This window comes from Cupriavidus sp. HY129 (genome assembly GCF_059492215.1).
Genome location: NZ_CP083255.1, coordinates 163,355 through 181,719, shown reverse-complemented (window position 1 = coordinate 181,719; position 18,365 = coordinate 163,355). Strand labels below are relative to the sequence as shown.

Genomic DNA, 18,365 nt, shown 5'->3' with positions numbered 1-18,365 from the left:
TGGCGTTTCCGTTTTTTGATCGGGGCAATGACTCAAAAGCCGTGCCATGCTGCCTGTGGGTCACAAGGCGATGATTTCCAAGGGATTTCGCTTCCTGCGCGTGCGGAGCGTGGACTGTCAGGCACCTCGGGTCACTGCCAACTTGGCAGTGTTGGCAGAACTTGGCAGAATGGCGCCCTTGTTTTACCCGCCCCCGCCCCCGCCCCCGCCCCCCGCCCCTATGGATCGCCCCACCACACTCCAGGGACTGTTGTCCTACCTGGAACAGGAAAGCCAGCCGACGATCGTGCTGGACACCGACTACCGCATCCTCGCTGCCAATACGGCCTACCGCCGCCAGTTTGGCGCGGTGGAACGCCCCTATCTGGGCCAACCCTGCTACCGCGTCTCGCACGGCTATGACGTGCCCTGCGATCAGGCAGGCGAACACTGTCCGATGCGCAAGGCGTTCGAGACCCGTGGGCCGGATCGTGTCCTTCACATCCATCACACCCCGCGTGGCCCCGAGCATGTGAACGTGGAGCTGCGCCCGATCCTCGACGACAACCACCAGGTGGTGGCTTACGTCGAGCGCCTGAACACCGTGCGAAGCGCATCGGCGCGGCCGAGCGCGGAAGGGCTGGTGGGGCGCTCGGAGGCCTTCAATCACGCACTGGAGGCCGTGCAGCGCGTAGCGCCGTCGTCGTTACCGGTGCTGCTGCTCGGTGAATCGGGCACTGGCAAGGAGATGTTCGCGCGCGCCGTACACGAGGCCAGCGACCGCGCCAGCGGGCCGTTCGTCGTGGTCGATTGCTCGGGCCTGACGGAGACCCTGTTCGAGAGTGAACTGTTCGGCTACGAGAAGGGCGCGTTCACCGGGGCGCAGGCGCGCAAGCCGGGGCTGGTCGAGACGGCCGAGGGCGGCACGCTATTCCTCGATGAAATGGGCGATGTGCCGCTGGCGATGCAGGTCAAGCTGCTGCGCCTGATCGAGTCGGGTACTTACCGGCGCGTGGGTGGCGTCGAGACGCTGCAGTCGAACTTCCGGCTGGTTGCCGCCACGCACAAGCCGCTCGAGCAGATGGTGGCGCAGGGGCTGTTTCGCCAGGATCTGTACTTCCGGATCGCGGCATTCCCGATCCACCTGCCATCGCTGCGAGAGCGCCTGGACGATATCGCGCTGCTGGCGGAGTCGATTCTGGCGCGCGGCAATCGGAGCAAGGACCCGCTGCGGCTGAGTCCCGAGGCGCTCGCGCGCATGCGCGCCCACCACTGGCCGGGCAATATTCGCGAACTGCGCAACGTGCTGGAGCGCGCCCGTCTCTATGCTGACGACGGTGTGATCCGCGTGAAGGATCTGCCGCCGGGAATGGGCGAGGCCCGTGTGTCTTCGGTCCGCTTCGTGCCGCCGTCCGCGTATCGCACGCAGGCGCCACGGCAGGATGACGACGAGGCGCTGCGTTTCCACGCAAGCCACTTCACTGGCACGCGCCGCGCGCTTGCCCAATCGCTCGGCATGAGCGAACGCACCCTCTATCGCCGGCTCAAGGCCCTGGGCATCGAATAGGTGTCGTTCGGGGTTCCCCCCACTGCCAATCGGCTGCCACGTGCTGCCATCGTGGCAGCACTGCCGCGCGCTGGCAGCGCCGATGCCGCTTTCGCAATCCGCGCATTCCGCGTCGAGCCCTTGTTCCATGGGGGTTCCCGGCCGCGCGCGTAGGTGGCACGGAATTTGTAATGATTGGCGCCTTACAAAAATTCTTACGCTCGCCCCCCCAGCGTTTGTCCTGATGGAATCGATCTATGCCGTGGGCGCCTCTCTGGGCGCCATCGTGGGCCTGATCCTGGCGCTGACCGGCGCTGGTGGCGCCATTCTTGCCGTGCCACTGCTGGTATTCGGTTTGCATCTGCGCATGGCTGAAGCCGGCCCGATCGCGCTGCTGGCGGTTGGCGTGTCGGCTGCGGTTGGTGCGTTGATCGGGCTCCGCGCGGGTATCGTGCGCTATCGGGCCGCCGCCATGATGGCGGCAAGCGGCGTGCTGGCCTCGCCCGTCGGGCTATGGCTCGCGCACCGGGTGCCGAACGGCCCGCTGACCGTGTTGTTCGCGATCGTGCTGGGCTGGGTGGCCGTGCGCATGTTCAGGCAGAGCCGCGCGCCGCAACCAGTGGCCTCGGCGGCCTCAGTGGCCTCAGCGGCCTCAACGGCCTCAACGGCCTCAACCGCCATGCTGCCGCAGGGACCGCTACCACCTTGCCAACTCGATGACGCGACGGGTCGCTTCGTCTGGACGGCATCCTGCACGCGCGCGCTGGCGGCGTCGGGTATCGGCGCGGGCTTTCTCTCCGGTCTGCTGGGCGTAGGTGGCGGTTTCGTGATCGTTCCCGCGCTGCGCCGCGCGACCAACGCGCCGGTCAAGACGATCGTGGCCACATCGCTGGCCGTGATCACGCTGGTGTCGGCTTCGGGCGTGGTGTCCACCGCGCTGGCCGGCAATATGAACTGGCATGTCGCCGCGCCGTTCGCGGCCGGCGCGATGCTCGGGATGCTCGTCGGCAGGCTCTTCGCCAGCCGCCTGAGCGGTCAGCGGCTGCAGCAGGGCTTCGCTGTGGTCGCAGGACTGATCGCCATCGGCATGGTGGTCAAGGTCGTGCTTGCAGTCTGAGGGTAGGCAAGCCAACAAATCGTTCACATATAAACCGAGGAGAACAAAGTGAACCGGACAAAACTGGGTGTTCTGGCGTTTGTCGCCATGGCGGCATGCGCGCCGTTCGTATCGCATGCGGAGAAGACCGTGCCCCTGGTCGTTCCCGACGAGGCATCGATTCCAACCGGGCCGGTCGGCGATGCTGTCCGCCGTGGCAAGCAGTTGCTCACCGATACCCATAAGCAGTTGCCAAAGAACGTCGGCAACGGGCTGAACTGCACGAACTGCCACCTGAACGGCGGCACGACGGCCTATGCCTCGCCTTGGGTGGGGCTGTCGGGCGCGTTCCCCGAATACCGCTCGCGCAGCGGCAAACTGATCTCGCTGCAGGAGCGCGTCAACGACTGCTTCCAGCGTTCGATGAACGGCAAGCCCCTGGCGTTCGACTCCGCCGAGATGAACGCGATCATGGCCTATATGAAGTGGCTCTCCTCCGGCGTACCGGTCGGCGCCAACGTTACCGGCCGTGGCTTCGAGAAGATCGACACCGCGCTCGTGCCGAACCGCGAGCACGGCAAGGCCGTCTACGCGGCGCAGTGCGCGTCGTGCCACGGCGCCGACGGCCAGGGCATGAAGAATCCTCAGGGCGGCTACGTGTTCCCGCCGGTCTGGGGCAAGGACTCGTTCAATATCGGCGCGGGCATGGCGCGGATGTACACGGCCGCGGCCTTCGTCAAGCACAACATGCCGCTAGGCCAGGGTGGCACGCTGTCGGCGCAGGATGCGCTCGACGTGGCGGCATATTTCACGGCGCAGCCGCGCCCGGACTACGCCGCGCGTGCGAACGACTGGCCCAAGGGAGACAAGCCGAAGGACGCGCGCTGATGTGCTGCGAGACGTGTTGATACGAGGTGATTCCCCGGCCTAGGTCTGGATATAGCCGTCGCTGACCGGCCGGGGGCTAAGCGGCTGCTCGCCCACCATCTCCAGCACGGTCGATTCGATCATGTAGGACATGGTGGCCAGCGCCAGGTCGTTGGGCTCTTCGCCGAAGGGCTCCTCGATCTCCGCGCTGAGCGCTTCCAGCGCGAAGAACGTATAGGCGATGAAGCAGACGATCACCGGCGTCATCAGGCCGATCGTGTCGAGCAGCCCGAACGGCAGCAGCACGCAGTAGAGATAGATGCAGCGGTGGATGATGACGGAGTAGGTGAACGGAATCGGCGTGCTGGCAAGGCGCTCGCATCCGCCCAGCGCGCTGCCCAGATGGCTCAGCGCGTTTTCCATCGGCAACGCCAGCGACGGCGACAGCTTTCCCAGGCGTAGCTGCTCGCCCAGCCATTCGCCGGCGATCAGCAAGGCGATGGCGGGTTTGAACCGGGCGTCGCGCATGCGCTGGCTGGTGGCGGTATCGACGAACGGCGCGATATCGGCCGCCGGATCCGTGCCGCGCAGTTGATGGCGCAACGTGTGCACGAAGACGCAGAGCCGGTGGGCGAGTTGCCGGGCTGCATCGGGGTCCGACGTCAGCGTCAGCGCCTGCCGCACAAGCGACCGCGACTCGATCAGCACGCTGCCCCAGAGCGTCCGTCCTTCCCAGTAGCGCGCATAGCTGGTGCTGTTGCGAAAGCCCAGAAAGATGGCCAGTGTTAGCCCGATCAGCGAGAACGGGACGAAATTCAGCGATACCTTCCAGTCCCAGATCCGCCCGTGAAACGCGGTGATGAGCGCGGAGAACAGCGTGACGCCGAGCAGTTGCGGCGCGATTGCCGGCAGCACGGACCCGCGCAGGACGAACAGCATCCGGAACCAGTGCAGTTGAGGCCGTGTGATCATGGGTGTTCGTGCGGGGGCTGGGTCAGGATCTTCTGTTTTCTTCGGGCGCCGGCATGGCCGAGAGAATACACCTTGATGACAGCCCACCTGTTGCAGGCGACCGACATTCTGTATGAAGTACCAACTTCATAAGACGCCGTGCAGATCTGATTGTTATACTTTTTATAACGATTAAAACGGGTACGGCAGAGAGTCTGGGGGTCATGCAGTGGAAGGCTGTTCGAGTTGGGGCGGGTATCCCGCGTTCATAGGCGCAACCCCGGCGGCGCAAACGGATGGGGCGGGTGTGTCCGCCTGCGATCGCAAGCCGGGTCTGGACGCTTTTCTGGCTTCATATGCCGGAATGCAGGGCAATCCTGAATCGCCAGTCTGGCTGTGCGAGGCAACCTCACGTCTGGCGGGCTCGCCAATCGCCGCATCGCCAGAGCCGTTGCCGATGCCCGTCGTCTGGAATGCGGATTTTCGTCAGCGCAATCGGGACGAGATGCCGAAATGGCAGAGTCATCAGAAAATCGCACGGATTCTGGCCGCGGTGCACACGCCTGCCACTGGGCCTGGTGTGCCGGACTGGAAGGAGTATTTCCAGGAGCGGCTGTACGGGCCGGCGGGTAACGAATTCTGGCTGAGTCTCTATCCGGCATTCGCCCGCGCCGAAGATTCGGCATCCGGGCGCACACCGCACGATACGTTCGGCGTGCCACGCACGCTCCCGCGCTATGCGGCGCTATGTCGGGAACGCGGACGATTCGAGTTTGTCACGAGGCTTGCGCGTCACATGACGCCGAAGATCATCGTTTGCTTTGGCCATCAGCATGCCGATGACTATCGAAGCGCGTTCGGTTTCGCTGGCGTTGTGGGAGAGGAAGTGATCCTGCAGCCGGCCGATCTGCCCAAGCGGCTGCGCGTCTTCACGAAGGACGGGACGAAACTGGTGATCGTGCCGCTGCTCGGCGGTACGGACGGCATCAATTCCGATGTCCTGCAGATTGCTCTGGGAAGGTACATCGGGCGTCTGTTGTCGGCCGGCGCGGCATGAGCGCGAGCAAGCCCTTGATCGTGTAGATCACGATCAGCGTGCCAGACAGGTCACCGATAAACATGACGAAGAAGCTCTGCACGACGTGGTCGGCACCGCCGTGCAGATAGAACCAGATGTGATGCAGCAGCGGGCTGGCCACCGAGTACGCCACGATGCAGGCCAGCAGGCGTTTCGGCGTCAGGTTGGCCAGCGACGCCCGCAGGCCAAACCAGTGCTGCGCCAGCTTGTACACGAGATAGGGCGCGACCGTCGCCAGGATGCCGCCCATGAACGCGCGGCTGAAGTCATCCGGAAACAGGTACAGAAAGCAGACGAGCCAGGAAACGATCAGCAGGCCCACCGCGCCGGCTCCGCCGAACAGCAGTGTCGCGACCAGCCGCACGCCCGCAGGCAGGTAGATCCAGTTGATGCCGGGAATCAGTTCCAGTTGCGGGAACAGCCATCCGTTGGCCGCCAGCGTCAGCGCGAACATGACGATCGTCGCCAGGACCATGGCGAGTTGCAGACGGAGGTGAGGCATTGACGTAGAATCCGGCCGGTACCAAATTGGGGACCGGCGGATGATAACGCATCCGTTCTCCGTCAATGTTCCGCGCCCCGGCCGAGGTTGTTCGTATGACCAGACCCGCTGATATCTACCTGCGCTTCCTGCAACTTGCCGACGCCGTGCGTGGCCTGCCCACGCTCCCGGCGCTGGACCCGCTGGAGCAGCGCATTCTGGAGTTCGTGGCACGCGCCGGTCAGGCTGGCCAGTCGCTGTGTGTGCGCGACATGATCGGCCACGCCGAATTTGGCTCGCCCGCGACGCTGCACGCGCGGCTGAAGTCGATGCGCGAGAAGGGTTGGATCGAACTCGCGGACACCGAAGACGCGCGTCGCAAGCAGGTCGACCTGACACAGGCGGCGCTGCGTCACTTCGATAAATTGTCTGAATGCTTGGTCAAAGCGACAAAGAATCGCTGAGCATCGATTTAAGAAAATTCTTGCGCCGTGCATTGAGTGTGCTTTGCGTTCAGGTCCATTTGCCAGTCCCTTTCTTTCGCCTGCTTTCCTCGTAGTATTTCCACTTCTCTGAAGCATTACGGCATCAATGCGTGATGCGTGCTTTGCGCGTTTTTCAAATTCTTACTATTAAAAAATCGTCGCGCACGAGCTACGCTCCACGTTCTGGTTTCCCCGCCCCCTCCGGCCGCAAATTGCGTGAACGCAAATATCCGTCGAATTTAACCTTCGGCGGATAGACGCGACTCATATGCTGGCCTTCAAACCGCGCAGGTCTGGCTGTGCCATTGGCTGGCATGCCTGTCGACTACATGCCTCCGCAAAGCACGGAGGCTGGTTTGGGGATCAAACGTCCCCGTTTGTCGTTTCGTCGGGAATCGCAGGGTTATGAATACCAATCTGTACCGCCTCGTGTTCAACGCGGCGCAAGGAATGCTAGTGGCTGTGCAGGAAAGTGCGGCCAATCGAGGCAAGGGCCGTCACGCCGGCCGTGGAATGCCGGCGGCGCGCGCTGCCACCGTGCGCTTTGCATTGCCGGCGATCACGCTCGGCGTGTGGATGGCAATGGGGGTGCCGGTAAAGGCCGTGGCGCAGATCGTAGCCGATCCGAATGCGGGCGCCCATCGTCCGACGGTCGGACAGACCGCCAATGGCTTGCCGCAGGTCGATATCACGCGTCCCTCCGCGGCAGGGGTCTCTCTTAATCACTATTCGCAATTCGACGTCAACAAGCCCGGCGTCATTCTCAACAATTCGCCGGCGATCGTCGCGACACAACAAGCCGGCTATATCAACGGCAATCCGAATCTGTTGCCGGGTCAGGGTGCACGCATTATCGTGAACCAGGTGACCGGCACGATGCCGAGTCAATTGCAGGGTTATGTCGAGGTTGCCGGCGCCAGATCGGAAGTCGTGATCGCCAACCCGAATGGCTTGATGGTCAATGGCCTCGGCTTCATCAATACCAGCCGCGCGACGTTGACGACGGGCACGCCGGTATTCGGCGGCAGCGGCAGCCTCGACGCCTTCAGGGTGACGGGCGGCCAGATCCTGGTGCAGGGCGCGGGCATGAACGCCGCCAATGTCGATCAGGTGGATCTGATCGCACGTGCCGTGCAGGCCAATGCCTCGCTGTATGCCAACCGGCTCAACGTGATCGCCGGTGCGAACCAGGTGGACCACGACACGCTGGGTATCAATCCGATCGCTGGCGCGGGCCCCGCACCAGCGCAGGGCATCGACGTGGCGCAACTGGGTGGGATGTACGCCAACAAGATCCTGCTGGCCTCGACGGAGCAGGGCGTAGGCGTGTCGCTGCGCGGCATCGCCGCCGCGCAAGCGGGCGATCTGACATTGACGACGCAAGGCAAACTGGTGCTGGCCGGTCAGACCAACGCGAGTGGCAACCTCACCGCCCACGCGCGCGATGGTATCGACAATTCCGGTACCACCTACGCCACGCAAGCCGTCTCGCTCGATACCGATGGTGTGTTGAGTCACACCGGCACGCTCGCGGCGCAGCAGCAGCTCGATGTCAAGGGCGGCAGTGTGAACTCGACGGGCACGCTGGCGGCAGGCGTGAATCAGGATGGCACGGTGGCCGCGCCGGCGGACCTGGTGGTGTCGGCCACCGGCACGTTGACCGCCACGGGGCGCAATCAGGCCAGCGGCAATGCCACGCTTCGAGGGGGGAGCGTGACCTTGGCCGGCAGTCAGACGTCTGCGGGCGGCAACCTGGATCTGACGGCCTCAACGGGCGATCTCGACCTGACGGGCGCTACGACTACGGCGGGCGCCGGATTGACGGCTAATGCGTCGGGCGCCGTCGTGAACGACCGTGGTCAGATGTCGAGTCGGGGTGCGACCACCCTGACGGCGGGCAGCGTATCGAATGCAGGCGGCCAGCTCGTTTCGCAGGGGGCGATGACGCTTCAGTCGGCGGGGGCAGTCAACAATGACCAGGGCACGGTGCAGGCAGATGGGGCACTCAACGCCTCGGCGGCATCGCTCGACAATACGGGCGGGCGTATCGCATCGCTGAACGCTGATGGCCTGTCGGTTGGCGTCACCGGGACGCTGACCAACGTGGCAGGCACGACCGCCAACGGCGCGCAGGGTGGCGTGATCGGCGGGAATGGCAACGTGCGCGTCGTTGCCGGCGACCTCGTCAATCATGGCCAGATCAGCGCGCAAGGGGATGCATCGATTCAGGCCGCCGCGCTCGACAACAGCAGTGGCAGCCTCACGGCGGGCGGCGCGCTCGACGCAACTATCGCAGGCAGCCTGAACAACCGACAGGGAACGATCTCCGGCGCGCAAACGAGCCTTGCCGCCCAGTCGCTGGACAATAGCGCGGGCCTGATTGAAGGCAACCAGCTCGCGATGCGGACGAGCGCGAATCTGCTCAACCTTGGCGGCAAAATCAATCAGTTCGGGCAGACTGATACGACGATCGCCGCGGGTGGCAAGCTGGACAACACCGGCGGTTCGATCGCAGCCAATGGCCAGAACCTGACCGTTCAGGGCGGGACGCTCATCAATGACAACGGCAAGATCTCGCACGCTGGCGCGGGCCTTCTGACGGTGCAGGCCGCTGTTGGTCTGGATGACGCACTTCGCAATGCCAAGGGTGCGATCCAGACCAACGGCGACCTGCGCGTGCAGGCGGCGTCGCTGGATAACACGCAAGGCATGCTCTCGGCACAACGTGCCACGACTCTTGCGAGCACGGGCGATCTCGTCAACCGCCAGGGCAGCATCTATGGCCAGACAGGCTTGACGCTGACCAGCGGCGGCCATCTGGACAACACCGCGGGCTCGGCGCAAACCGCTGGCGATCTGTTGATCACCGCCACCGGGGCGCTGACCAATACGGGCGGCACGGTGGCGGCTAACGGCGCCCATGAGAAAGCCACGATAGCGGCGGCCAGCGTGGACAACACGCGCGGCAAGATGGTCAACGCAGGCGATGGCGTGACGGCCATCACGGCCACGACATCGCTGATCAACACGGCGGGCAAGCTCGGCGGCAACGGCGACGTGAGCTTGCGCGCGGCGACATTCGCGAACAATGCCGACGATGGCGACGATGCTGTGGGGGCAGCCACAGCGGCAGGCGGCGCGCTCGATCTGAAGGTGTCGGGTCAGGTCGACAATCGCGGCGGCACCTTGTCCGGCAACAAGGGCCTGACGCTCGATCAGGCTGGCGCGACCCTGAACAACGACGGCGGGCAGGTGCTCGGCGGCACGGACGTCATGCTGACGATGGCGTCCATGACCAACGCAGGTGGCGCGGTCAAGGCCAACCAGGACATCGCCGTGGCCGGCGCCCTCTCTGGCAGCGGCACGGTGCAGGCCGGGCGCAACCTGTCGGTCAAGGTGACCGGCGACTACACCAATGATGCCGCCAACAACCTGCGTGCCGATGGCGACATGCTTGTCTCGGCGACGGGCACGCTCACCAATACCGGCAAGCTGGCAGCCGCAGGCGGGCTAACGATCAAGGGCGCCGACGTCGTCAATGCCGCCGGCGCGGGCATGAACAGCGCGACCACGCGCGTGGAGGCCGCCAATACGCTCACCAACGCCGGCCGCATCGAGGGCAACACGGTCAACACCGACGCCACGACGACAACCAACACCGGCACCATCATCGGCAGCACCGTGACGGTGCAAGGCCAGGACATCGTGAACGAAGGCGCATCGGCGCTGATGGCGGCGGTCGGGCAACTGAACCTCTACGCGACGAACTCGGTGCGCAACCTCGATGGCGCGAACCTGTACAGCGCGGGCAACCTGCAGATCGCGCGGGACGGCACGCGCGATCCGGTCTCGGGCATGCTGGTCAATCAGGTGGACACGCTGATCAACAGCTCGGCGACGATCCAGGCCGAGGACGACATCGACATCGCGGCCAGACAGGTGGTGAACAAGCGTACGCGCATCGAGACAGAGAAGGGGATGCCAGTGGAGTCGGCCAGGCAGACGCTGGTGCTGTGGATGGCTGGATTCCCGGAAGGCCAGAAGAACTACGCGAGCACCCGGTTCCCGCAGTGGCGCTGGAATGGCGACCATGCGGCGATCAGTGCGGACATGGTCAATGCGCTGCGCCAGCCGATCACCGTGGAGGTGCCCAAGGCCGACGTCAAGGATGTGAACAGCGCCACGAAGACGCTTTCGTTCGTCAAGGCGCCGGTCGATCAGACCAGGGGCGCATGGACCTGCACGGCAAACGATGTTTGCGACTACGCGGTGGCCGACCGGCAGATCGTGCGCAATCCGGTCCAGCACTACGAAGGGCTGGAAGAGACCGCCACGTCCTACCGGATCACGTTCTGGCCGGACTTTGATCCGGCGGTCCATCTCCGTCCCGATCAGGTGCGCATTCGTTATGACCTCGGTACAGACTCGCACGACTACAACGAGATCTCCCGTACGACGGTCACCACGACGGCGACCGACAAACTGGTGAGCGCCACGCCTGCCGCGCTGATCCAGGCGGAGAAGAACGTCCGCATCAACAGCGACGGCGGCAGCATCCTGAACCAGTCCTCGACGATAGCGGCTGGCGGTGACCTGACACGCAGCGCAGTGGGCGGCGCCATTCTGGACACGGGCACGGTGCTGCAGCAGAAGGTGGACACCCAGGAGACCTCGACGTTCCTCTGGCACCAGAAGACGGCATACACGAGCGATATCCAGGTGGTGCCGTATCCCGTCACCCCGCAGGCCCCGACGACGGTCGAGGCGCTGCCGGCCATTACTTCGGCAAACAAGGCCGTACAGACCACTGCGCAAACCATCGATGTTGCCACCGTGAACCGCCTTGGCGAGACCGTCACGGGCAGCGGCATAACGGGTGGCGGCGCAACGGGCACGCAGGCCGGTGGCGCGTCGGGTAACCAGGGCAAGCCGACGCAGACCCTGGGCACCGCGCAGGGCGGTATCCCGAACCTCACGCTGCCGACCAACGGCCTCTACCGATACCAGCCCGCTCCAGGATCCACCTACCTGATTGCCACCGATCCGCGCTTCACGCAGTACGCCAGGTTTATCTCCAGCGACTACATGCTCGGTCAACTCGGGCTGGATCCGCTGATGACGCAAAAGCGTCTCGGTGATGGCCTCTATGAAGAGAAGCTGATCCGGGACCAGGTCACGCAACTGACGGGCCGTACATATCTGGCTGGCTTCAGCAATAACCTCGACGAGTACCAGATGCTGATGGACAACGGCGTTCAGTACGCCAAATCCTTCAGCCTGACACCTGGCATTGGCCTGTCCGACGTGCAAATGGCGCAGCTTACGACCGACATGGTGTGGCTGGTCAGCCAGGATGTGACGCTGCCCGATGGCACGCGCCAGACAGTGCTGGTGCCCAAGGTCTATCTCGCGCAGGCAAGCACGGTGAACCTGCAGGACACTGGCGCGCTGGTCAGCGGCAACACGGTGAGCATGAACGCCACGGGCGGCCTGTCCAACAGCGGCAGGATCGTGGGCAATCTGGCGACACAGGTGATTGGCGCGAACATCGTCAATCGGGGCGTGGTGGGCGGCACGGGTACGACGGTGGTGCAGGCCGTGCAGGACGTCAGGAATCTGGGTGGCCAGATTACCGGCACCGACACGTTCGTATCGGCCGGGCGCGACGTGATCAACCAGACGCAGACCATCTCGAATGCCACGACGCTGGAGAATGGTTATCGCGCCGGGGCGACGGGCATCGGCGCCGTGGCGAGCATCTCCGGCAAGGCAGACGTGGCGGTGCTTGCCGGACGTGACATCAGCCTGGACGGGGGCGCGATCGAGGCGGGCAAGCGCGCGTTGCTGGCCGCCGGGCGTGACCTGAACGTTGGCACGGTGGCGCTGGGCACGACGCAGGATGCCGAGTCGCGTGGCGGGCAGAGCTACAGCCACGACAGGACCACCACGCACGCTGGCAGCCTGATCCAGGTGGGCGAGAACGCCATGGCCGTGGCGGGGCGCGATGCGACGCTCACGGGCTCGACCCTGCAGACAGGTGGCAATGCGACGGTCGTCGCGGGCCGGGATGTGACGGTGACGGCGGCGATCGACACCCATAGTCATCGCGAGGGGTCGATGGGCGGCAGCCTGACGGAGTACCGGCAGTCGTCCTACGACGAAACCGCGCGTGGCAGCCAGGTACAGGCCGGGGAGAACGTCACGCTCGCGGCGGGTCAGAGCAGCGCCGCGAGCGCGCTGCTGCAGTTGCGGGGTATCGAGCCGGCGGCGGATGGCGCAGGCGGCAAGGGAAACCTGGCGGTGCTGGGGTCGGGGGTTTCGACGGGCAATGGGACTAGCGGAACCGGCGGAACCAGCGGGGGTGGCGCGGCCCAATTGATCGCCACGGGCGACGTCACGGTGGGAACGGTCACGGAAGCGCACGACGGCCAGTTCTGGATGGAAAGCCGCCGCTCGGGGTTCCTGTCGAAGACGCAGACCACGACGCAATCGAGTCAGCAGCAGGCGGTAGCGGTGGGGTCAGTGGTCTCGGCTGACAGCGTGGCGGGCAGCGCGGGGCGAGACCTGACTGTCAGTGGCTCTACCGTGGCTGCCACGAAAGACCTGACCCTTGACGCCGGTCGCGATCTCACGATTACGACGGCGGAAAGCACGAGTTCAAGCCACAGCTTCGAGCGCACGACATCCACGGGCTTCGGCGCTGCCGGCGCAGGCATCTCCTACGGCAAGCGCGAAACCAAGGACACTGTCAACGACAACGCCGTGACGCACACCGGCAGCCTGGTCGGCAGCACAGAAGGCAATGTCAGCCTGCAGGCCGGCAATACGCTGCGCGTGACGGGTAGTCAGGTGATCGCTGCGAAGGATCTGAGCGGGGTGGGTGCCGATGTCGTGATCGAAGCGGCCAGGGGCATGGCACACCACGACGAAACCCACGAAGTGAAGCAGACCGGCTTCACGCTGGGCGTGGGCGGCGGCGCGATCGGTTCGGCCATTAACGCGGGGCAGAAGGTGGGAGCCGCGACGAAGAGCCAGGACGGCCGCGCGTCGGCGCTCTGGGGGATCGCGGCAGGGCGGGATGCCTACGACGCGGCGATGGGCGCGGGGGATGCCGTCAAGAGCCTGGCCGATGGGAAGGGGCCAGCGGGCACGGCGCTGACGCTGTCGTTCGGCACCAGCCAGAGCAAGCAGACGCTGACGCAGGACAGCACCACGCACACAGGATCGAACATACAGGCAGGCGGCACGGCCACGTTCATCGCCACGGGCGTGGATGCTGCGGGAAACAAGACGGCTGGCAATCTGGACATCGTTGGCTCGGACATCGGGGCCAACAAGGTCGGGCTCGACGCCAGGGGCGATGTGAACATCGTGTCGGCCACTGACACGTACGAGAGCCGCAGCACGAACAAGTCGAGCAGCGGGAGCATCGGGGTGTCGGTCAGCGCGGCGGGCTTCGGGGTCTCGGCATCGGCCTCGACCAGCAAGGGCCATGCCGATGGCACGGGCACGACGCAGGTCAACAGCCACGTGAGCGGCAGCGAGTCCGTGTCGATCGTATCGGGCAAGGACACCAACCTTCTGGGTGGTGTCGTTAGCGGCGGCAAGGTATCAGCCGATGTCGGCGGCAACCTGAACCTCGCGAGCCGTCAGGACACCGAGGACAGCGAGGCCCGTCAGCAGAGCGTGGGTGGCGGTATCGGGTGGAGCCAGGGTGCTGGCCTTTCGGGATCGTTCACCGCGTCGATGGGCAAGGGTGACGGCAAGTACGCCAACGTGAGCGAGCAAACGGGGATCCGGGCGGGCGAAGGCGGCTTCGATCTCGATGTGAAGGGCAACACGGACCTGAAGGGGGCGGTGATCGCGAGCACGGCCAGCCCGGACAAGAACCGGCTGTCCACGGGCACGCTGTCCTGGAGCGACATGGAGAACCAGTCGGACTACAGCGCCACGTCGTTGGGTGTGAGTGGTGGCTTCACCTTCGGGCCGAAGGTGGAGGACAAGAACTCGGGTCCGACGTCGGGCAGGAACACCGGCGGCGTGAGCCCGATGATTCCGCAGCACGAGAGCGGCAGCCAGCGAGGCGTGGCGCAATCGGGTGTCGCGGCAGGCACGATCGTCATTAACGATGAGGCGAACCAGAAGCAGGACGTGGCGACGCTGAACCGCGAGACGTCGAACACGAACACGACGGTGGGCAAGAACCCGGATCTGGCCAACGTGCTGGGCAAGCAGGCCGACATCATGGCGGCGGCGCAGGCGGCTGGGGAGGCGGTGGCGAAGACGGTAGGGGATATTGCGGGGAGCAAGGAGCGGGCCGCGCTTGCGAAGGCCAAGGAAGCCAGCGACGCGGGCAATAAGGAGTTGGCGCAGCAGTATCGGGATGAGGCGGCGCTATGGGAGGAGGGTGGAGCGAATCGCGCGGCACTCCATGCCGCGGGCGGCGCGCTGATCGTGGGGCTGGGCGGCGGCAATGCGGTCGCGGGTGCCGCAGGTGCGGGGGCGGCTTCGCTGGCGGGCAAGACGCTGAACGAGCTGAGCCAGACGATTGCCAGCAGCGTGGGAAGCGGCAACGCCGATCTGAACGATGCGATTGGCAATCTGGTGTCGAACGTCGCAGCGGGCGGGATTGGGTTGGCGGTGGGAGGCGGATCGGGGGCAGCGACGGCGGCGAATGTGGATCGGTTTAATCGGCAGTTGCATCCGGATGAATATGCGCTGGCGAAAAAATATGCAAGGGCGGTCGCCGACAAACTCCACATTTCCGAGGAGGTTGCGGAAGGCCGAATCGTAGCCGAGATTCTCAGCAACTCAGACAAGCGGACAGCTGATGCCACCGGTGGCAAGCACGACTATGAGATCCGCAGCGTCCTAGGTTGTCAGAACCTAAATTGTAACGGCGCTACGACCGATACGCACTTTGCCGATTTCAACTTCAACAGTCAGTACATTGCTGCCAATCAGGGCGCATACAACCGAGGGCAGGCGCAATTGGGCAATGGCCAGACCTACAATGAGCACGTGACTTCGAATATCAAGAAGGATCCAGTTGGAGCGACCCTTGCAGGAGCGGGGATGATTGGACTCGGCCACCTTACAGGAGGCGCGGGAACTGCTATTGGAGTAAAAATACTAGGTGCTGGGGTTGGCGCTGCAGCGAATTACGCGTTCCAGTCGGGGCCAACAGATTGGTTGGATGTCAGTATTGCGGCTGCGACCGGTTTCCTTACGACAGGTTCTGGCCTTGGATCTTCAATTGCAACCAATGTTGGAGGTTCGTTGTTTGGCTCTGGGATCAAGGGGGAGAACCCAAATGGCGGGATTGGCGGAGCTGCCGTCGGTACTGTAGCGGGCTATGGAGTGGGCAAGGCTTTTGAAATTCCTGCAGCGAAGATCATTGATCCACGAGGCTGGTGGACTCCGGACTGGACCAATTTGGGTTATGGCGTTTCTAAGTGGAATGCTCCAAGTGCGCTTCCAGGAATGCTTGGTGGTGTGGGGTCTAGTGTTTCTCAAGAGCCAACTGGAAATCGCATAAAAGATGCTGTCCAAGGAATACAAAAATGAGGCTGCCTAAAGAAGCCAGATTGCATGGAATATTTGCAATCATTCTGATGTTCATCATCATGACGATTGTTCTGGTGGTGTTGATCGATTTTGTAACCTCTCCATTACTTGTGACATTGATGGAGGAGCCAGCAGTGCGAAATTGGTGTGGAATATTTTCACATTGCGCAAGTCGAAGTCAGCCCTCTTTCGTTGAGCATGTCATGTCTGGCGCTGTTTGGATGCATATCAACGCTATCGACGAGATTGCTCGCGTAAAGAAGGCAGCATTTATCGGTTTAATAATAGGATTTGGATATGTGTTGTTAGCGGGCTGCTATGAGCGTTATCGCTGACGGCCTCAACGGCCGGACACGCAATGCACTCAACTGGCATAGCCCATTGCAAGTCATCGCTCAGGTCCTGGGCAAGCCTTCGGATCGGATTCCCGTTCAATAACTCGTGGGGTGTTGCTCTTTGCACTTGAAATCACCCATTCATAAATGGCATCAAAGAGACAGGATGGAATAATTGAATTGGCGAAGATTCTTGGCAACTCTGCAAATTTTCGCCGTAATTGGTGGGGCCGTGATTGTTGGTGCAATATTTTGGGGGATGATATTTGCTGCGTTAGCACAGAAACTATTCGGATTAGATGAGCGGCGAAGCATGTTGTTCGTTTTCGCGCCGTCAGCAATTATCGTTGCGGCTTACTTGATTCGATCTCTGTCGACTCCATTGCGTAAAGCAGGAATGTTAAGTGATTCACCTAAACGATTTGGCCAATGGTTTAAGTAGGTCTATACGAACCCGACCACGGGCATGTCCGTGGTGCACGACAATGCCGGGAATTACTATCGGGTGCAGAGCGCGGCTGGCCAGTATCTTGATCAGACAGGCAATGTGATTCCCAACAACGTTCCGCTGGTTGGTTCGAATAAGACGACTCAGACGGGGGTCCCGTCAGGTGTGAGAAATGGTCTGACTCACTTCAACAATACTGATCCAGTTAAATAAGGGGCGATAGGATGCGGATGCAAGAATCGCTGGTGATGGCTGATGACGGGGCGAACCAACTGCGTTTGTCGGGCCCACTGTCCGAATGGTTGTTCTCGTCGAGATTCTGGTCAAACATCAATGCGAAACATGGCACGATGTTCGATCAGTATGAAGAAAATGTGGCTGATGTGGCAGTAGTCATTGCTGTCGTTGAATCTCTGAATGAAAGGATGTGTGTCATAGGTGAGTCGGTCGAGCGAGATGTTGAATTCGTGTATCGCTGGACATTTGAACACAAGCCCGTGACCACAAGCATACCGAGAGAATTATTGCTGTCAGAGCTAATGACGTTTCGCAACTTTCTTGTTGATGCTGCAGCGAAGAATTCCTGTGTGACATTCTCGCTTTGAGTTTGCTCTGTTGGTCTGGAAATTTTTCGCCGGTCAAACCACTATCCTTGCAGGATAGGCTTGCGCTAGCTTTTACGGGCCGACAAAGAAGGCCTCACCTGGTCAAGTATAGGGAGTGCATGAACTTTGGTACGGCGATTGGCAACTATATTGATCCCGTGACCGGCGAGAAGACCCCAACTACAAATGGCATCATCCACTATGGAAAGGATGGTGTTCACATTGTCCCAGCGAGGCCATAACGATGAATAGCACATTGCGTGTGCGCTTGCTTTTAGCTATGCAAAATGCCCTTCTTGGAAGGGTTGGCCCTAACGTGCGAGCTATAAGCTGTGGGTTTGTCGATGGGAACATAAGGGCGAAGGTTATCTTTGATGGTGCCATTCCTGATGTGGATCGAGAAATGATGGATGAGGTTGGTTCGGAGGTGGCATCCCACTTCGATGAAGCAAGTGTCGAAATGGAATGTGTGAGAGTTGATGTCCCACAACAATTCCGGGACGGAGTACTGGATTGGTATGTTTACTGGCGCCGGGAGTAGCCGGAGTCGCAGACATGCTTCGGCGGTAACCTGAACGTGGCGAGCCGTCAGGACACCGAGGACAGCGAGGCCCGTCAGCAGAGCGTGGGCGGCGGTATCGGGTGGAGCCAGGGCGCTGGCCTCTCGGGCTCGTTCACCGCGTCGATGGGCAAGGGCGACGGCAAGTACGCCAACGTGAACGAGCAAACAGCGATCCGAGCAGGAGAGGGCGGCTGCGATCTCGACGTGAAAGGCAACACGGACCTGAAGGGGGCGGTGATCACGAGCACGGCCAGCCCGGACAAAAAACTTCTCCAACACTGATCCATATTCCGGCCAGTTCTCAGAGCCAGTAGTCATCAATTACTCCAACCAAAGCGGCACCAGACCGACAAACGCCCCCCAAC

The 18,365-nt window shown here is 62.7% G+C and carries 12 protein-coding genes and 2 pseudogenes; 12 read left to right on the top strand and 2 right to left on the bottom strand.

Translation table 11 applies throughout. The features are described from left to right. Positions 1–220 precede the first annotated feature (220 nt). The 3 genes from fisR (at position 221) to K6G35_RS17240 (ending at position 3,509) form a co-directional block, all read left to right on the top strand. On the top strand, positions 221–1,546 hold the full coding sequence (gene fisR / locus K6G35_RS17250) for a sigma 54-dependent transcription regulator FisR (protein ID WP_035881018.1): 1,326 nt from the start codon (positions 221–223) through the stop codon (positions 1,544–1,546). Positions 1,547–1,769: 223 nt separating this feature from the next. Beyond that, positions 1,770–2,642, top strand: coding sequence for a sulfite exporter TauE/SafE family protein (locus K6G35_RS17245; protein ID WP_495676798.1), 873 nt, complete (start codon positions 1,770–1,772; stop codon positions 2,640–2,642). A gap of 48 nt (positions 2,643–2,690) precedes the next feature. Further along, positions 2,691–3,509, top strand: a complete 819-nt coding sequence (locus tag K6G35_RS17240) for a c-type cytochrome (protein WP_495676797.1) — start codon at positions 2,691–2,693, stop codon at positions 3,507–3,509. A gap of 39 nt (positions 3,510–3,548) precedes the next feature. On the opposite strand, the gene K6G35_RS17235 is transcribed toward K6G35_RS17240, so the two are convergent. Beyond that, positions 3,549–4,460, bottom strand: coding sequence for a bestrophin family protein (locus K6G35_RS17235; RefSeq protein ID WP_286881089.1), 912 nt, complete (start codon positions 4,458–4,460; stop codon positions 3,549–3,551). Between the two features lie 286 nt (positions 4,461–4,746). On the opposite strand from K6G35_RS17235, the gene K6G35_RS17230 reads away from it, so the two are divergent. Beyond that, entirely contained in the window at positions 4,747–5,496 is a 750-nt protein-coding gene (locus tag K6G35_RS17230; protein WP_008647636.1) for a hypothetical protein, read from the top strand. Here K6G35_RS17230 and K6G35_RS17225 read toward each other — a convergent pair. Beyond that, positions 5,426–6,019 (bottom strand): hypothetical protein, encoded by a 594-nt coding sequence (locus K6G35_RS17225; protein WP_008647635.1) that lies wholly within the window; start codon positions 6,017–6,019, stop codon positions 5,426–5,428. The genes K6G35_RS17230 and K6G35_RS17225 overlap by 71 nt on opposite strands. Before the next feature lie 95 nt (positions 6,020–6,114). On the opposite strand from K6G35_RS17225, the gene K6G35_RS17220 reads away from it, so the two are divergent. The 8 genes and pseudogenes from K6G35_RS17220 to K6G35_RS17185 form a co-directional block, all read left to right on the top strand. After that, positions 6,115–6,462 (top strand): winged helix DNA-binding protein, encoded by a 348-nt coding sequence (locus K6G35_RS17220; RefSeq protein WP_008647634.1) that lies wholly within the window; start codon positions 6,115–6,117, stop codon positions 6,460–6,462. Between the two features lie 426 nt (positions 6,463–6,888). Continuing rightward, complete coding sequence (locus K6G35_RS17215; RefSeq protein WP_495676796.1) at positions 6,889–16,050, top strand: hemagglutinin repeat-containing protein; 9,162 nt, start codon at positions 6,889–6,891, stop codon at positions 16,048–16,050. Beyond that, positions 16,047–16,385 carry a hypothetical protein gene (locus K6G35_RS17210; protein WP_495676795.1) on the top strand — a complete coding sequence of 113 codons (339 nt, stop codon included), beginning with the start codon at positions 16,047–16,049 and terminating at the stop codon, positions 16,383–16,385. Before K6G35_RS17215 ends, K6G35_RS17210 begins: the two co-directional genes overlap by 4 nt. After that, a pseudogene (locus tag K6G35_RS17205) lies at positions 16,369–16,488 on the top strand (IS30 family transposase); the annotation flags it as partial. The gene K6G35_RS17210 and the pseudogene K6G35_RS17205, both read left to right, overlap by 17 nt. 575 nt (positions 16,489–17,063) lie before the next feature. After that, a complete protein-coding gene (locus tag K6G35_RS17200) occupies positions 17,064–17,438 on the top strand; it encodes a hypothetical protein (protein WP_495676794.1) in 375 nt (124 codons plus the stop codon). After that, the gene (locus K6G35_RS17195) at positions 17,435–17,680 is read left to right on the top strand and encodes a polymorphic toxin type 50 domain-containing protein (protein WP_495676793.1); all 246 of its coding nucleotides are present in this window, start codon (positions 17,435–17,437) and stop codon (positions 17,678–17,680) included. The genes K6G35_RS17200 and K6G35_RS17195 overlap by 4 nt, the downstream gene beginning before the upstream one ends. A gap of 2 nt (positions 17,681–17,682) precedes the next feature. Continuing rightward, the gene (locus K6G35_RS17190) at positions 17,683–17,979 is read left to right on the top strand and encodes a MafI2 family immunity protein (protein ID WP_495676792.1); all 297 of its coding nucleotides are present in this window, start codon (positions 17,683–17,685) and stop codon (positions 17,977–17,979) included. Positions 17,980–18,000: 21 nt separating this feature from the next. Next, positions 18,001–18,273, top strand: a pseudogene (locus tag K6G35_RS17185) (hemagglutinin repeat-containing protein); the annotation flags it as partial. Positions 18,274–18,365 lie beyond the last annotated feature (92 nt).

Excerpts from the sequence above, each read along its gene's own strand:
- K6G35_RS17220 (WP_008647634.1), top strand. The coding sequence starts at position 6,115 with ATGACCAGACCCGCTGATATCTACCTGCGCTTCCTGCAACTTGCCGAC.
- fisR (WP_035881018.1), top strand. The coding sequence starts at position 221 with ATGGATCGCCCCACCACACTCCAGGGACTGTTGTCCTACCTGGAACAG.
- K6G35_RS17190 (WP_495676792.1), top strand. The coding sequence starts at position 17,683 with ATGAATAGCACATTGCGTGTGCGCTTGCTTTTAGCTATGCAAAATGCC.
- K6G35_RS17245 (WP_495676798.1), top strand. The coding sequence starts at position 1,770 with ATGGAATCGATCTATGCCGTGGGCGCCTCTCTGGGCGCCATCGTGGGC.
- K6G35_RS17200 (WP_495676794.1), top strand. The coding sequence starts at position 17,064 with ATGCAAGAATCGCTGGTGATGGCTGATGACGGGGCGAACCAACTGCGT.
- K6G35_RS17225 (WP_008647635.1), bottom strand. The coding sequence starts at position 6,019 with ATGCCTCACCTCCGTCTGCAACTCGCCATGGTCCTGGCGACGATCGTC.
- K6G35_RS17210 (WP_495676795.1), top strand. The coding sequence starts at position 16,047 with ATGAGGCTGCCTAAAGAAGCCAGATTGCATGGAATATTTGCAATCATT.
- K6G35_RS17215 (WP_495676796.1), top strand. The coding sequence starts at position 6,889 with ATGAATACCAATCTGTACCGCCTCGTGTTCAACGCGGCGCAAGGAATG.
- K6G35_RS17235 (WP_286881089.1), bottom strand. The coding sequence starts at position 4,460 with ATGATCACACGGCCTCAACTGCACTGGTTCCGGATGCTGTTCGTCCTG.